This is a genomic window from Rhizobium sp. BK313 (genome assembly GCF_014193655.1).
Lineage (GTDB): Bacteria > Pseudomonadota > Alphaproteobacteria > Rhizobiales > Rhizobiaceae > Rhizobium.
Genome location: NZ_JACHZQ010000004.1, coordinates 275,061 through 291,365, shown reverse-complemented (window position 1 = coordinate 291,365; position 16,305 = coordinate 275,061). Strand labels below are relative to the sequence as shown.

11 protein-coding genes are annotated in these 16,305 nt (G+C 59.8%); 6 read left to right on the top strand and 5 right to left on the bottom strand.

The window, feature by feature from the left end; translation table 11 throughout:
• Window positions 1–87 precede the first annotated feature (87 nt).
• A complete protein-coding gene (locus FHT86_RS21585; protein WP_210297871.1) occupies window positions 88–957 on the top strand; it encodes an AraC family transcriptional regulator in 870 nt (289 codons plus the stop codon).
• Between the two features lie 6 nt (window positions 958–963).
• Here the strand turns inward: FHT86_RS21585 and FHT86_RS21580 are convergent, their stop codons facing one another.
• Window positions 964–1,386 carry a DUF983 domain-containing protein gene (locus tag FHT86_RS21580; protein WP_133709521.1) on the bottom strand — a complete coding sequence of 141 codons (423 nt, stop codon included), beginning with the start codon at window positions 1,384–1,386 and terminating at the stop codon, window positions 964–966.
• 223 nt (window positions 1,387–1,609) lie between these two features.
• Complete coding sequence (locus FHT86_RS21575; protein WP_133709520.1) at window positions 1,610–3,016, bottom strand: PLP-dependent aminotransferase family protein; 1,407 nt, start codon at window positions 3,014–3,016, stop codon at window positions 1,610–1,612.
• Window positions 3,017–3,241: 225 nt separating this feature from the next.
• Between FHT86_RS21575 and FHT86_RS21570 the strand changes: the two genes are divergently transcribed.
• Complete coding sequence (locus tag FHT86_RS21570) at window positions 3,242–5,485, top strand: glycoside hydrolase family 2 protein (RefSeq protein ID WP_133709519.1); 2,244 nt, start codon at window positions 3,242–3,244, stop codon at window positions 5,483–5,485.
• Window positions 5,486–5,506: 21 nt separating this feature from the next.
• On the opposite strand, the gene FHT86_RS21565 is transcribed toward FHT86_RS21570, so the two are convergent.
• Together FHT86_RS21565 and FHT86_RS21560 are read right to left on the bottom strand one after the other, a co-directional pair.
• Complete coding sequence (locus tag FHT86_RS21565) at window positions 5,507–6,316, bottom strand: phosphate/phosphite/phosphonate ABC transporter substrate-binding protein (RefSeq protein ID WP_133709518.1); 810 nt, start codon at window positions 6,314–6,316, stop codon at window positions 5,507–5,509.
• Window positions 6,317–6,419: 103 nt separating this feature from the next.
• A complete protein-coding gene (locus FHT86_RS21560; RefSeq protein ID WP_166656895.1) occupies window positions 6,420–6,593 on the bottom strand; it encodes a hypothetical protein in 174 nt (57 codons plus the stop codon).
• A 379-nt stretch (window positions 6,594–6,972) separates the two neighbouring features.
• Between FHT86_RS21560 and FHT86_RS21555 the strand changes: the two genes are divergently transcribed.
• Entirely contained in the window at window positions 6,973–8,400 is a 1,428-nt protein-coding gene (locus FHT86_RS21555) for a DUF1254 domain-containing protein (RefSeq protein ID WP_133709517.1), read from the top strand.
• Between the two features lie 84 nt (window positions 8,401–8,484).
• The gene (locus FHT86_RS21550) at window positions 8,485–9,912 is read left to right on the top strand and encodes a DUF1254 domain-containing protein (RefSeq protein ID WP_133709516.1); all 1,428 of its coding nucleotides are present in this window, start codon (window positions 8,485–8,487) and stop codon (window positions 9,910–9,912) included.
• Between the two features lie 212 nt (window positions 9,913–10,124).
• Here FHT86_RS21550 and FHT86_RS21545 read toward each other — a convergent pair whose 3' ends face one another.
• A complete protein-coding gene (locus tag FHT86_RS21545) occupies window positions 10,125–11,354 on the bottom strand; it encodes a glycosyltransferase (protein ID WP_133709515.1) in 1,230 nt (409 codons plus the stop codon).
• 315 nt (window positions 11,355–11,669) lie between these two features.
• Between FHT86_RS21545 and FHT86_RS21540 the strand changes: the two genes are divergently transcribed.
• Together FHT86_RS21540 and FHT86_RS21535 are read left to right on the top strand one after the other, a co-directional pair.
• The gene (locus FHT86_RS21540) at window positions 11,670–13,007 is read left to right on the top strand and encodes a polysaccharide biosynthesis/export family protein (protein ID WP_133709514.1); all 1,338 of its coding nucleotides are present in this window, start codon (window positions 11,670–11,672) and stop codon (window positions 13,005–13,007) included.
• On the top strand, window positions 12,925–16,305 hold the full coding sequence (locus tag FHT86_RS21535) for a GNVR domain-containing protein (RefSeq protein ID WP_133709513.1): 3,381 nt from the start codon (window positions 12,925–12,927) through the stop codon (window positions 16,303–16,305). The genes FHT86_RS21540 and FHT86_RS21535 overlap by 83 nt, the downstream gene beginning before the upstream one ends.

Genomic DNA, 16,305 nt, shown 5'->3' with positions numbered 1-16,305 from the left:
TGCCTATAATCATCGGGCCGACCAGAGAACTATTATGCTTTCAAGGGTAATTTTGTGCTGCAAGATTTGATCGCCAACGGCCAAACCATGCGGACTGTTTCGTTGCCTCGTGGGCGCCATCGGCTGCACGCCATGCCGACCAGCGCGGGCTATGAAATAAGGGACAACGAGCTTTACGATTGGGATGGACGCCGGCGCGGCCAAACGCCCTTCACGGTGCTGCAGCATACGATCAACGGCAGCGGCCGGCTGCGTTACGAGAACCGCAACTACCGTCTCGGCGCCGGCGATACGCTATTGGTTCTGGTGCCGCATAACCATCGCTATTGGTTGGAAAAGGGCGAGCGCTGGGAATATTTCTGGATATCGATGAACGGAGAGGAGGCGCTGCGCATCCATCGCCTGATCCTCGCTGCCGCCGGACCGCTGCTGAAGCTGCAGCAGTCGACGATCGATCATCTTGCCGATTGCAGCCTACGGCTTGTAAGGGGCGCTACGACACCGGCCTCCGCCTCGGCAGTGGCCTATGAAGCCGCAATGGCGCTTTACGACGATGTCTTCGGTTCGCACGCCGTCGCTGCCGACCGATCGGCCATGCAGACTGTCATCGACTATATCGAAGCCAATCTGGAGAAGCCGCTGCCGGTCAGCGAACTTGCCAAGGTCAGCGGTCTCAGCCGCGCCCATTTCTCCCGCGTTTTCGCCGACAGCGAAGGTCTGCCGCCGGCGGAATTCGTCCTGCAACAGCGTATGCAACGAGCGGCCAAGCTCTTGACTAAGGCGGCGTTCATTCCGGTCAAGGAAGTGGCGATCATGTCGGGATTCGACGACGCCAATTATTTCTCGAAAGCGTTCCGGCGCATCTACGGCATCAATCCTACAGAATTCCGCACCACCGGCATGTATGCGGCAGTGCGGAGCCCTGGGGAGGAAATCAGGAACACAAAGGCCAGGTAAGTCCGATTATGCGGAATGCGGATGCAGGTCGTCGCCGTCGCGCGGCGTTTCCAGCCGCGCGAGTTTGCCCTCTTCCGCCTTGTAGAAATATTGGCTCGCCACCAGCCAGCCCTTCAGCGGACGCAGCGGCGGGATGCAGGTGAGCAGCATGAATGGCAGCGTCGTGAAGGCGTGCACCCAATAGGGAGCTTGGAAAGCGACTTCCAGCCAGACGGCAAGAGCAACGCTCGGAATGCAGGCGAAGCAGATGACGAAGAAGGCCGGGCCATCGGCCGGGTCGGCAAAGGAATAGTCGAGGCCGCAGACTTCACAGGACGGACGGAGCGTCAGGAAGCCCTTGAACAGATGTCCCTGACCGCAGCGCGGGCAACGGCCGCGCAATCCGGTCTGGAGCGGGGGAAGCGGCGGCCATGCGTCTTCGGATGACATTGTTTTGTCCCTTCCAAAAATCGGGCATTCACCTGAAAGCGTGGTGCCCGAGAGCCTCGCAGGCGAAGCGCCCCATGCGGGTCGTCCCGAAGCCGGACGGCTTTGCCGGCGACTTTACGCCGCTTGCCGTCCTGTTGAAAGATGTATGGCATGAAATGCATACATTGTCAATTATTGTATGTAGATTGTCTTGGAATATATGCAGGCGCGGCAATTTGTCCGATCAGATGACCATCGCCGAGGCTGCCGGGGTCTCTGCCAACAAATCGGCGACAATTCCGAGGCTCTGGCGTAGATGGTCACGATCTTCGGCAGCGCCGAGCCCAAGGCGGACTGCTTCCGGCGCCGGACCAACGGCAAAGGCATCGCTGGCGACCACACCAATACCGGCCGAGCGCAGTCGCGCGGTGAATTCGCCGCGCGACCAGGCGGAGGATAGCTGCAGCCACGCGTGGAAGCCCTCAGGATCGACAAGCAGATTGGCAGCGGGCAGCAATTCCGCTGCAATTGCCTGGCGTAGCTTGGTTTCCCGGCGGATCGCAGCAAGCACAGCCTCTGCCGTCCCATCTTCGATCCAACGGCTGGCGATCGCGGCCGAAAGCGGCGAGGCCATGGCCGAGGTGGCACGGATGGTGCCGGCAAGCCTGGTTGCCGCGCGCAGATCCGGCGCGGCGAGATAGGCGATGCGCAGCGCAGGCGACAGGCATTTGGCAAGGCCGGCGATATGATAAACCCGCTCCGGCGCAAGGGCTGCCAGCGGCGCGACCGGTTGCATGGGTAGTGCGCCATAGGCATCGTCCTCAATGATCACGACATCATGACGAGCGGCGATATCGAGAATGGCCTTTCGTCGTGACAAAGGCAGCGTGATCGTCGTTGGGTTGCTGATGGTGGGATTGCAATAAAGCGCCTTGGGGCGCCTGCTGATGCAGATTTGTTCAAAAGCCTCTGGAATCAAGCCGTTGTCGTCAATCTCTAAAGCGGCGACGGTCAGCCGTAGGTGCGCTGCGACGGAGAGGAAGCCCGGATAACTCAGCGCCTCGGCGCAGACAGTGTCGCCCGGAGCCGTCAGCATGCCGGTGACCGCAAGCAGCGCACCCTGAGCGCCAGGGCAGACGAGAATGCGTTCCGGCCCGATACCGGGCAGCCGGTTGGCGAGCCATTCTGCACCGGCCGCGCGGTCGCGGGCAGCGCCCCCGGGCTGTTGGTAACGCAGCAGCAGGTCCAGCCCGTCAGTCGTTTCCAGGCCACTGATCCCTTGCCACATCCGCGCCGACAGGGCTTCGTCGTCGAAACGCGGCGGCAGATTCATGCTCATGTCGACCAGCCCGCTCGGATTGGGCCTCTGTCGCAGCGGCGGCGCTGTCCGGCCCTGGCTGACGTAGGTGCCCTGCCCGACCCGGCCTTCCACCAGTCCTCGTCTGCGCGCTTCGGCATAGGCGCGGGTGACGGTGGTGAAGTCGATGCCAAGCGCTTCGGCCAGCGCACGTTGCGGCGGCAGGCGCGTACCCGTCGCCAGATGGCCAGCCCGGATATCGGCCTGCAAGGCATCGGCGATTGCCAGATAGACCGGCCCCGCCGTTCTGCTGATGGAGGGAGTCCAGAAGGACGTTGCCAGATCATCGCTCATGTCGGTATCTCCCAAAAGAATGTATGTATATTGTATGGTTTTCGGGTTTCAAGCAAGAGGGCGATCACCGGGAAATGCCGATCCGTGATCCGATTTCGTTGCACCGTCGTGACAGGCCTGTATAGATATCGCCGGCGGCGATAACGTTTACGCCGCAACTACGTCTCTTTTCCAAGCAACACGCCTTCGTCCAGGGTGCGACGGGCTCTATCGATAGGATTGAATATGCGTTCTGTTGTCGCCTTCAATGAATCCTGGACTTTTCACGAGGGGTTTTCGGACGCCGATGCCGGTGATCTGCATGAGGGACAGCCTGTCACCCTGCCGCATACCGCGGTTGAGCTGCCATTCAATTATTTCGATGAAAAATCCTATCAGCGCGCTTTCACCTATCAGAAGACCCTGCCGTGGAGCGCCGATTTCGCCGGACGCGAAGTATCGCTGGTCTTCGACGCCGCCATGGCCGATGCAGTCGTCTATTTCAACGGCGAGGAAATCGTCGCGCACAAGGACGGCTACACGCCTTTCGAAGCGCGGCTGACCGGCCGCCTAAAGGAGGGCGACAACCTCCTCACCGTCAAGATCGACGGCAGCGAGAATCCGGAGATCCCGCCCTTCGGCGGCCGTATCGACTATCTCACCTATGCCGGCATCTATCGCGACGTCTGGCTGAAGGTCGCAGCACCCGTCTCGATCGCCAACGTCAAGGTGGAGACCGGCAATGTGCTTGCCGCCGCAAAATCCGCCACCGTTCGCTGCGATATCGCCAATCCGCAAGGCCTCGCCTTCAAGGGCTCTATAAAAACTAGCCTCCGCGCGCCGGACGGCTCGGCGCTGGCCTCGGCTGTTGCCGAGACCTCCGGCGGCAGCGTGACCTTCACCTTCGACAATCTGGCCGGCGTCTCGCTATGGGAACTCGACAATCCCGTGCTTTATACTGTCGATGTCGAACTGACGACAGAACATGGGCCGGACCGACACGTCGCGACATTCGGCTTCCGCACCGCCGAGTTCACCGCCGAAGGCTTCCTGCTGAACGGCCGCAAGTTGAAGCTGCGCGGCCTCAACCGTCATCAGGCCTTCCCCTATGCCGGCTATGCCATGGGGCGCTCCGCGCAGGAACGTGACGCCGAGATCATGAAGCAGACATTGAAGTGCAATGTCGTGCGCACATCGCATTATCCGCAATCGACCTGGTTCCTCGATCATTGCGACCGCATCGGCCTGCTGGTCTTCGAGGAAATCCCCGGCTGGCAGCATATCGGCGGCGAGGCGTGGAAGCAGGAATCGGTGCGCAACGTCCGTCGCATGATCGAGCGCGACTGGAACCATCCCTCGATCATTATCTGGGGCGTACGCATCAACGAATCACAAGATTCTCACGATTTCTATGTCGAGACTAACAGGCTTGCGCGCGAACTCGATCCGACCCGCCAGACCGGCGGCGTGCGCTACATCACCGAGAGCGAATTGCTCGAAGACGTCTACACGATGAACGACTTCATCCTCGGCAACGAGGAGCTGCCAGGCGCCAACCGCCCACGCACGCCTCTCCGGCCGCAGCAGGAAAACACCGGTCTTTCGAAGAACGTGCCCTATCTGATCACCGAGTTCGGCGGCCATATGTATCCGACAAAGATCTACGATCAGGAACAGCGCCAGGCCGAGCATGTGCGCCGACACCTGGAGGTACTGAACGCGGCGTATGGTGACCCGTCGATTTCCGGCGCCATCGGCTGGTGCATGTTCGATTACAATACCCACAGCGACTTCGGCTCCGGCGACCGCATTTGCTATCACGGCGTCTTGGACATGTTCCGCGAGCCGAAATTCGCGGCCTATGTCTATGCCAGCCAATGCGAGCCCTCCGACGAGGTTGTGATGAAGCCGGTGACTATATGGGCGCGCGGCGAGCGCAATATTGGCGGCGTGCTGCCGCTGATCGTCCTCACCAATTGCGACGAAATCGAACTGCGCTACGGCTCGCTCGTCAAACGCATCGGCCCGGACCGCGAGAATTTCCCGCATCTGCCGCACCCGCCAGTCGTCTTCGACCATCGCCATTTCACCCAGGACGAATTGGGCGTCTGGGGCATGGAATGGGAGGACGCGCATTTCACCGGGCTCATTGGCGGCAAGGCGGTCGCAACGCTGCACATGGTCGCCTATCCCGTTCCGACGGCGCTGGAGGTGAAGGCCGACAGCCTGACGCTTCGCGCCGGCGATCGCGACACGACGCGCGTCATCATCCGCGCACTCGACCAGGCAGGCTCCCGCCTGCCCTTCCTCAACGATATTGCAACGGTCAAAGTCACCGGCCCTGCCAAGGTCATCGGCCCGGAGACGGTAGCCTTCCAGGGGGGCACCACTGGCTTCTGGCTGCAGTCGACCGGCAAAGCGGGGGCAATCACCGTTGACGTTTCGTCGTCGCGCTTTGCGACGCAAACGGTAACGCTGACGGCGGAATAGTGACCGGCTGAAAGAAGCGGCTCAGGCGATGACGGGATAGCCCAACGCGATCGCCTGCCGCTCCAGCTCGGCCAGCGGTTCGTAATCGGCATCGCCAAGCACCTCAATGCGCCGTAACGACAGCGTATCGCGGACATCCGCAAGTGTGGGTTCGCTTGTTATGTCGGCGAGAATTTGGCGCAGTAGCGTCAATTCTTCCGCCGATGTTTCCAAACCGGTGATGAACGGCAAGCCCGGCCCCCTGATCGTTTCCGCCAGGATGCGGATATCAGCGACACGGTCGGGATCGAAGCGTTTGGTATTGCCGAAGGTGATGCAGTCGATGGCAGCAACATCGGCCTTGCCCGACGAAACCGCGTCGATGCTCATTAGATGGCCGCCGGTTTCGACGACGCGGCTGAAGAAGCGGCCATTTTCAGCGAGCGGCGCGATGGCGGCGCGGAAGAGATTAGTCCCGGAATTGCTGCCGGGATCGTTGATGGCAGCGGTCAAGCCGCGAAGATCGGCAAGCGCCTCTGCCCGCGAATCCCTGCGGACGATGATAAAGCTGCGCATCGACGAGCCATCACAGCCGGGCAGGTCATAGACCGGCGTCGCCACGAGCTGCACCTTGCCGCGCAGGCGTTTGACATAGGGAAAGCCGCAAGTCTGCGCCAGCAGGAGCCCCGAGCGTACCCAGGCCTCGTCGTGCGTGATGCCCTTCTCCAATGTCTCGGGAATACCAGCCACGCCGGCCTTTCGCAGCCGGTCGCGGATATAGGCCCAGAGAGCGTCCGTTGCAGCAACGAGCGGCGGTTGACCGGTATACATGGCAATGTTGCTGAGGCGCATAAGGGGAAATCTCTGGAGATCGGCAGGGTCTTGCCGATCCAATACACCGCTCCGCATGCTGGCGCATCCCGGAAAGTGCTTTCGCTTCGTCGAAGTACGCGCACTAGTATTCGGGCACGTCGAGTGTGCCTTCCGCGATTTCCCTCGCCTCCTCCGAAAGCCGCTTTTCCTCAAGGAGCAGCGCAAGGAAGAAGGCGAGGCCCATTAGCGGCGCACCCCAGATATAAACCGACTGGAAGGCTGTCATGCTCTGCTCAGCCGTCGCTGAAGCGGGCATCGAAACTGTCTCCAGCCGATGCGCTCCGCGCCTGGCTGGAAGAAGCGGTGACTAAGGTCGACCGCCGAATGGCTGCGGTGAGCGAGCTGAGAAGAGACTAGGGCGTGGACTCATTAGCGCGCAACCAATGATTCGAGGCTCCGGTTTCGGAGGTTGAATCACGTCTCGGGCGGTGCCATCAACCCGCCACGGCCTGTGGCATTACCGCTAATGATCTGAATTTGCTTCCGCTTTCGGCGGCATAGCGGACTTGCCACCGGCTCGACTCGGCGCGAATGACCCAAACCGATCCTTTCAGGTCCTCCTTGCACCAAAGGACAATATCGCTGCGGCACCCTCCAGTGCTACGATTACCCTTCCGCCGAGTGGGAGGACAACCATGAGAAGACTGACTCTGCCCGGTCTGTTCGGCATGGCTTTGTTGATCACACTAGCCGTGCCGGCAGGAGCCCAATCCCAGATCTCCGAACAAGAAGCACATGCTATCGGTGTTGACGCTTATCTTTATTTTTATCCGCTTCTCACGATGGATTTGACGCGTAGGCAATCCACCAACATCGACCCTGGGAAGGAGGTCGGTAAGGGGCCGATGAACACGTTTTCCAGTTTTCCGGCCTACCCAGCTGCCGACAACAAACTCGTCGTGCGATTTAATTTCGATACCCTTTACTCCCTGGCATGGCTCGATTTGAGCAAGGAGCCGGTGATCGTCTCGGCGCCAGATACAAATGGTCGCTACTACCTTCTGCCAATGCTCGATATGTGGACTGATGTATTCGCCTCCCCCGGCTGGCGGACCACAGGGACTCACGCGGGCAACTTCCTCATTGCTCCGCAGGGATGGAGCGGTGACGTTCCTTCGGGAGTGACGCGGATAAACGCGCCGACACCATATGTTTGGACTCTCGGGCGAACAAAGACCGACGGTCCTGCGGACTACGACGCGGTTCACAAAATTCAGGCTGGCTACAAAATCACACCGCTGTCACGGTGGGGCAAAAATGCCGCGCCGCCGACCGTGACAATCGATTCAACAGTGGACATGAAAACGCCTCCAAAGGTTCAGGTCGATAGAATGCCTGCCGATAAATTTTTTGCCTACGCGGCAGAGATTCTCAAAGTCGTTCCGCCCCACATCACCGACGAGCCAATGATTGCGCAACTGAGGAAGACAGGATTCGAGCCGGGGAAAAGCTTCGATTTGAACAAAGCCGACCCGGTAGTCCAGCGAGCCCTCGCTGATGCTCGGGATGAAGGGCAGCAGTTGATGACTTGGGCAATACCCACCATCGGCCGCGTAGCGAATGGTTGGTCAATGCAAACCAACACAGTGGGCGTCTATGGCAACTTCTACCTGAAACGCGCCATTGTCGCTCAACTCGGTCTCGGTGCAAATCTTCCCGAGGATGCCATCTATCCGCTCAACCTGGCGGACGACACCGGCAAGCCACTGGACGGAGCGAACAAATACACGCTCCACTTCGAGAAGGGCGAGGCGCCTCCAGCCAACGCTTTCTGGTCGGTCACCCTCTACGACGCCGAAGGCTTCCAGGTTGCCAATCCTCTTAACCGCTTCAACCTCAGCAGTTGGATGCCACTAAAGTCCAATGCAGATGGATCGCTTGACCTTTATTTTCAGAACGAAAGTCCGGCTGCGGATAAGGAAGCTAACTGGCTTCCCGCTCCGAGAGGCGCCTTCAACCTGCTAATGCGGCTCTACGCCCCGAGATCCGAGGCGCTCATCGGAAAGTGGAACCCGCCACCGGTCACGCGGGTGGAGGCACTGTCAGGACTGGTCGCGCAGTAGATCACACGATCGACCGCAATTCGCGAGGCGACGCGCAGTTACCTGCGTCAATATTGGCGCCTCTCGTCAAGCAGGAGGACGACCATGAGAAGGCTGACTCTAACTGGTCTGTTCGGCATGGCTTTGTTGATCACAACGGCCGCGCCGGCAGGAGCCCAATCCCAGATCACTGAACAAGAAGCACACGCCATCGGCCTTAACGCTTATATCTACTTTTATCCGCTCGTTACCTTGGGCATCACTCGGCAGGTGGGTACCAACATAGAGGCGGGCAAAATTCCCGGCTATGGCCCGGTGAACGAGTTCCACAGCTTCGCAACGTTCCCGCCCGCCGACTACAAGATCGTCGTGCGTCCGAATTTCGATACACTGTATTCCAGTGCCTTTCTCGATATGACAAAAGAACCGGTAGTCGTGTCGGCACCAAACACCGACGGCCGCTACTATCTGCTGCCGATGCTCGACGCATGGACCGACGTATTTGCGTCGCCCGGTTGGCGCACTACAGGGACTGAGGCAGGCAACTTCCTGATTACGCCCCCAGGCTGGAACGGCGACGTACCCGCTGGAATGACGCGGATCAATACGCCAACGCCGTATGTGTGGATCATCGGCCGAACGAAGACCGATGGGCCATCGGATTACGACGCCGTTCATAAAATTCAGGCCGACTACAAGGTCACAATGCTATCGCAATGGGGCAAGCCACCCGTGCCGCCAACGGTGACGATTGATCCCTCGGTGGACATGAAAACGCCTCCGAAGATTCAGGTCGATACTATGCCCGCCGATAAATTCTTCGCCTATGCGGCCGGGCTTCTCAAGATCAATCCGCCCCACGTGACCGACCAACCGATCATCGCCCAACTAAAGAAGATTGGCTTCAAGGTGGGAAAGGACTTTGATTTGAACAAGGCCGATCCCGTCATCCAGCGTGCGTTGGCAAGTGCTCCGGGTGAGGCGCGGCAATTGATGGGATGGAAGCAACCAACACTCGCCCGGGTCGCAAACCACTGGTCGATGAACACGGACACGATGGGCGTCTATGGCAACTACTATTTGAAGCGTGCCATCATCACTCAGTGGGGCCTCGGTGCGAACCTTCCCGAAGATGCAATATACCCGTCCAGTTTAGGCGATGAGACCGGCAAGCCACTCGACGGAGCGAACAAATACACGTTGCATTTCGACAAGGGCCAAACGCCGCCAGCAGACGCCTTCTGGTCGGTGACGTTGTACGACGCCGAAGGCTACCAGGTTGCCAACCCCCTAAATCGCTTCACCCTCAGCAGTTGGATGCCGCTCAAATTTAACGCCGACGGGTCGCTTGACCTTTATTTGCAGAACGAAAGTCCGGGTGCGGATAAGGAAGCTAACTGGCTTCCAGCCCCGAAGGGCGAGTTCAACTTGCTGATGCGGCTCTATGCCCCACGATCGGAGGCGCTCACCGGAAAATGGAACCCGCCGCCGGTCACGCGGGTCCAGGCACTGCCAGGACTGGTTGGGCAGTAGATCGCAGGCCAATCAACCGTCATCACGGGGGCAGCCGGCGGCAACGCCCGTCGCCCCACTCTTTATGTCGGCAAACGGCAAATCAGTGATATCCGCTCTTGGCCGGTCGTTTTATTCCGCTGCGCTCCGGAATTTGGCGGCTATCTGAGCACAGCGGACTCTGGTCAGCCGTTCACCCGGCAGATTTATGGGTTCACGGCCTAGCTATCCGATCAAAATGTCGGTGCGTGGACCGTCACCGGTTCGGTGGTGGCTACGCGTTGCGGCGTTTCCACCGCGGGCGCAGGGAATTGTCCCTCGAACAGACGCTGTATGGCGGCGGCGCTGCGGTTGTTGCGCGACAGGGCCGGTTTGCGTGCCAGTAGTTCCTCATCGATAATCGCCTGCATGCCCGTCGTGAAATTGCGGAGGCTGAATTGAGCCGCATGTGTCCGAAGAATATCGGGGCGGAAAGCACTTTCACTGTCTTCGAAGTCATTTACCGCTTCGATCAGCGCTTCCATCGATTGCTCCTCGAATAACATGCCGCTGACGCCGGGAACGACGGTTTCCAGCGCACCGCCGCTGCCGTAGGCGATGACGGGCCGGCCGCTTGCCATGGCCTCGACGGGAACGATCCCGAAATCTTCTTCTCCGGGGAAAATCAGTGCACGGCAGCGAGCCAGCTTCTCTTTCAGCACCGAGAACGGCGCACGGCCCAGAAAGGTGATAGTGGGTCCGGCCAAACGCTTGAGGCTCTCCATTTCTTTGCCCTCGCCGATGATGACCAGGTTGCGGTTCATCTTGGTAAAAGCCCGCACGGCGAGGTCGATCCGCTTGTACGGAATGAGTTGGCCGGCGCAGAGGTAAAAGTCCTCGGTTGCCGCCGCTGGGGTGAAATCGTCGACGGAGACCGGTGGATAGAGCACCGTCGCCGGACGACGGTAATATTTACCGATGCGAGCGCTGACGTGATGAGAATTAGCGATGAAGCGATCGACGCGCAGACTGGTGTTGACGTCCCAGGACCGCAACAGCGGCGCCAGCACCGGCAACATCAGCCGCGAGGCGAGGCCGGCATTGGAACGATAGAAGTGATAGTGATCCCAGAGATAGCGCATCGGCGAGTGGCAATAGCAGATATGCGTCGCCTGCGGCGACGGGATGATGCCCTTTGCCGGGCCTGATTCGCTGGAGATGATCAGGTCATAGCCGCTGAGATCGAAGCTCTCCAACGCGAAGGGCATCAGCGGCAGCAGCGACTGGTAGCGTTTGATGGCGCCGGGAATGCGTTGCAGGAACGATGTTGTTACCTTGTGTCTCCTGATTTTTTCGGAGACGCGGCTCTCGTCATAAACGAGCGTGAAGATATCGGCGTCCGGATACATGTCGCAGAGCGCCTCGATCACCTTCTCGCCGCCTCGCATCGACACCAGCCAATAATGAACAATCGCTACCCGCATCCCTCTTACTCCGCCGTTGATCGAGGCATCATTGTGCGGGCGGCGGGCAATGCGACAGAACCCACATCGGTCCTCCAACGCATCCAAATGGCTGAGGGTCATGACCAAAAGGTCTAGGCGGCGAAAAAGGTTTAAACTCAATGATATGTTCACTGCTGCCGGAACGCTGAACCCCGTCCTTTCTTTCCTCAGAAGGGATTAGCCGTAACCCTACGGCAGGGGATTTACTCGAAATGCGTTCAGGGGATGATCTCAGGCCACAGCGCTGCGGCAGTTCGCAACGGCGCGACTGACACGAAAACGAGATCGCGCCTCATGTTGACAGTTTCTGCTCTTCACTCACGAGCCCGCCAGAAGACTCCGGGCACCGTTCTCAGTCTTTTTCTCGCCCTGGCACTTTCCGGTGCCGCCTTTATCGACAGGGCAAATGCCGCATCGGACGATGTCTACCACATCAGGCCTCAGACGCGGATGAAGGTAGCGATCGTCGAATGGGTCGCTTCAACAGGCGAATATAAGGAATGGACGGCGCTGAACGGCGAATATGTCGTCTCGCAATCCGGCACGATCTCCATTCCGATGATCGGCGAGATGTCGGTTGTCGACAAGACGACCAGCGATGTCTCCAGTCAGATCGGCGACAGGCTGAAGCAGATCACCGGTCTTGCCACCGCTCCTACGGCTTCAGTCGAAGTGGTGAAATATCCGATGATTTATGTCACCGGGACGGTCGAGAAGCCGAGCGAACTGGAATTCCGGCCGGGACTGACGGTCAAACAGGCCGTCGCCATGGCCGGCGGCCGCGAGCGCCGCTCCAATCCGACCGGCGAATACAACGATGCGCAGCAGATAAGCTATGCCGGCGAGATCAACCGGATGGAGCTGCAATTGAAACAGCTCGGCGCGCGGCGAGCCCGGTTGATGGCAGAGCTGAACGATCAGACGACCATCGATTTTCCGCCGGAAATCAAGGCAGCACCCGAAGGGTCGGCCATCAGACAGATCATGACCAGCGAAGTCGATGTGTTCAATGCCAGGGCCGAAGCGCTTCGCCAGCAGCTTCAATCTGCCGCGGAACTCGAAACCTTGCTGCGCAACGAAATCGACATTCTCGACGAGAAAATGGCATCCCAGGATGAGCAGGTGAAGATCGCCCAGGACGAATTGGTCGACATCTCCAAGCTTGTCGACACGAAGATCCTCACCACATCGCGCAAGACCTCATTGGAACGCGTGGTCGCCGACATGCAGAGCGGCAAGCTCGATATGGTCGTCGCCTCCATGCAGGCCAAGCAAAAGCTGAGCGAGACCCAACGCGATGCGCTGAACCTCAAAGGGCAGCGCAAGACCGAGGTTGGACAGCAGTTGCAGGCGACCGAAACGGAACTCGAAGACACCAAGCTGAAGCGCAATACGACGCTGCAATTGCTGCAGATCGCCGGCGCTTCGCTGTCTCGCTACCAGAGCATGAAAGCGATCGATCTTCAGCCGCTTGAATATTGGATCACCCGCGGCGGCGACGCAGGCACCACCACTGAGGTGCCAGAAACGGCAGAGCTGCAGCCGGGCGATGTGCTGGATGTTCGCTACAACGTTTCCAACAATCTGGACGGCGCAATGCTGTCCTCAGTCGATCCCACACAGTCCCAATAGATATCATCCAAGCAAGGTCGGGCGGAATATCATGGTAGTTCACGAGATTGGTAAAAGCGTACCCGGAGCTCAATCAGAGACCAAGCGGTCAAATGGAAGCGAATATATTTCCTTTCGCGATATTTGGCGTTTCATGCAGCGTCACTTGCTGATCTTCATCGTCTCTACGGCGATGGGGCTCGGCATCGGCACGTTCTATGTAACGAACACCCAGCCGATCTATTCGGCGACGACGCGCCTGGTGATGGATCCGGAACAGGGTCGCATAGCGTCCCAGGATGCCTTGTCCGGTACGGTCATCATCGAGGCTGCCGAGATTGCCAGCCAGGTTGAGATCGTCAAATCTGAGGCGATCGCCCGCGCGGTCATCGAGAAGCTCAATCTCAGCCAGGACCCGGAGATTGTCGGTGGTATGTCGTGGCAGTCGGCCCTGCGCGACAAGGTGCGCGGTCTCATCGCTTACTTCAAGCATTCGTCCGATGAACCCGTCAAGGTTGCGCCGACCGAAGACGATCTAATGCGCCGCACCATGGCTTCGTTCCTCTCCAGGGTCTCGGTCAATCGGGTGGGTCAATCCTACATTCTGGAAATCGGCTATAATTCCATCGATCCGCGCAAGGCGGCGCTCGCCGCCAACGCCATTGCGGCTGCTTACATCCGTACGGGGCTCACCGAGCGCGCCTCGGCAGCGCAGAGCGGGGCGAAATGGCTGGAAACGCGGCTGATCGAGGTCGGTCGACAGGCTCGCGAGGCCGCAATGAGCGTCGAAGAGTTTCGCGCCAAGAACGGCATCATGGAGATCAGCTCCTCCTCCTCGCTCGACCAGCAGCAATTGTCGGAGATCAGCAGCCAGGCGCTGGCGGCCCGGGCACAGACGGCGGCTGAATCCGCCAAGCTTGCGACGCTCAACCGGCTGATGGCCGGCGAGAAGGTCGAGGGTGATGTCGACGAGACGATCAACAACCCGCGCATACAGAAGCTGCAGGAAGATCTCGGTGCGGCAACGACCAGGCTCAACAACCTGGCCAGCCGCTACGATGCCGGCAACCCGGCAATTGCGGCGGCCCAGGATGAGATCGACCGGCTGAAGAGCGAGATGCAGAAGGAGTTCGGCCGCATCCAGGCTGTCTATCGCTCCAATCTGGAAGTGGCTCAAACCCGGGAACAACTGCTCAACGACGAACTGGCCTCTCTGACGGAGACCGGGACGGACAAGAACCTGGCGCGTGTCGAGCTCTCCGAAATGGAGAGCCGTGCGACCACCTATCGCCGCATGTATGAAAGCATTCTGCAGCAGTTGATCGGCGCGCTGCAGAAGGAATCCTTCCCGCTCGGCAATGCTCGCATCGTCACGGCAGCCGCCGTGCCCTTGGCGAAGACCTGGCCGAAATCCTCGATCGTCATCCCCTTCTCCGCCATGCTCGGCCTTGCCGCAGGGCTCGGGATAGCACTCCTGCGCGACGGGATGGATCGGCGCGTCAGCTCGAGCGAGAAGCTGCGGCGCGAGCTTGGTATCTCCTCGCTCGGTCATGTGCCCGTCTATGCCGGCCCGTCCTTCGTGCCGGGCCATGTTGTGGCGGGTGGCACGTCCTGGCGACGAACCATGTCGCCGCTCAGATCCGTGCTCGACACGCCCTACTCGCAGTTTTCCGAAGCCTTGCGCAGGGTAAAACACTCGGTCGACTCTGCCTTCCAGCCGAATGCGCCGATGGTGATTGGTATCACCTCGGTCGGCACGGGCGAAGGCAAGACGACGATCGCGACCAATCTCGCTCAGCTCTATCAGAACGAAGGCGCGTCGGTGGTGCTGGTCGACGCCGATTTCCTCAATGCACGCCTCAGCGGCGTAGCGATGGAATCGGGAGCGGATTTCGGCATGGAAGTACTGCGTATGAACGAGGTGCCGCGACGTTATTCCGTTGCGCATGAAAACGGCTTGTCCATCGCGACGATCGAACACGATCCAGAGGCCGACAGGCAGGCAGCTCAGGCCTATAGCAACGGCGTTCCGGTCGTCACCGTCGACGAGACGGAGAAATCCGTTGCCGCGTTCCAACGCTATGGCCATCTGCCGGCGCTGAAGGCGGAGATCGATCTGCTGCGCCGGCGTTACAAGGTGGTCATCGTCGATATGTCGGCTTTCGAAGATTCGGCCGATACGCGCGTCATCTGCTCCTATCTCGAAGGCATCGTCGTGGTTGTCGGGCATACCAACAAGATGACGGTGGAGCGGCTGTCCGACGCGCTCGCAAGCTTCGGCACGACGCCGATCAACATCCTCGGCATCATCGCCAACCGCAGCAGCGAAAAGCGCCGGCATGGCGAACGCCGGCACTGGTGGCGCAAACCGCAGCCTCGCGAAACCCGCTTTTCCGACAGGCGGCTCGAAGGCCGTCCATCGGGTCGTCCGGTCAAGCTGGTTGTCGGCATTGCCAGTACCGGTCGTCGGGACATCCTGTCCTCGATCCTTCCGCATATCGCTCGCCAGACGCGCAAGCCGGACGAGGTGGTCGTCTGCCTCGCCTCGCCGGAGGACATCGATCAGAGCTGCATGCGCGATCTCGATTTCCCGGTACGGGTGCTGATTTCCGAACGTGGACTCTGCCGCCAGCGCAACCGGATTCTCGACAATATCCCGGATGCGGAAATCATCCTCTTCCTGGATGACGATTTCCTGATGACGCCGAACTATCTGGAGGAGACGGAACGGCTGTTCCAGCTCCATCCCGACATCGTCATGTGCACCGGCACGGTACTTGCCGACGGGATCACCGGCCCCGGTATTTCCGTCCGCGATGGACTGCGGCTGGTCGAATCGAAGAGCCGGCGGCGTTCGGAGCCGGTGGCGCGGTTCCAGCCGGTCTATAATGCCTATGGCTGCAACATGGCGATCCGCACCACCATCATCAAAGCCGGCAATCTGCGCTTCGACGAAAACCTGCCCTTCTATGGCTGGCTCGAGGATGTCGATTTCAGCCGGCTCGTCGCCCGCTACGGCCAGGTGGTGAGCGCCAAGCAACTGGAAGGCGTGCATCTCGGCACGAAGGTCGGTCGGTCGCCTGGCGTCCGGCTCGGCTATTCGCAGATCGCCAATCCCGTTTATCTCATGCGCAAGCGTACCATGAGCGTCCGCCACGCGTCGATCCAGATCGGCCGCAACCTGATTGCCAATCTCGTCAAAGCCTGGCGGCCTGAGCCTTGGGTCGATCGCAAGGGACGACTGAAAGGCAATGCCATGGCCTGCCTCGACCTGTTGACGGGCAAGCTTGCGCCACAAAATGTCGAAGCGCTGGAGTAA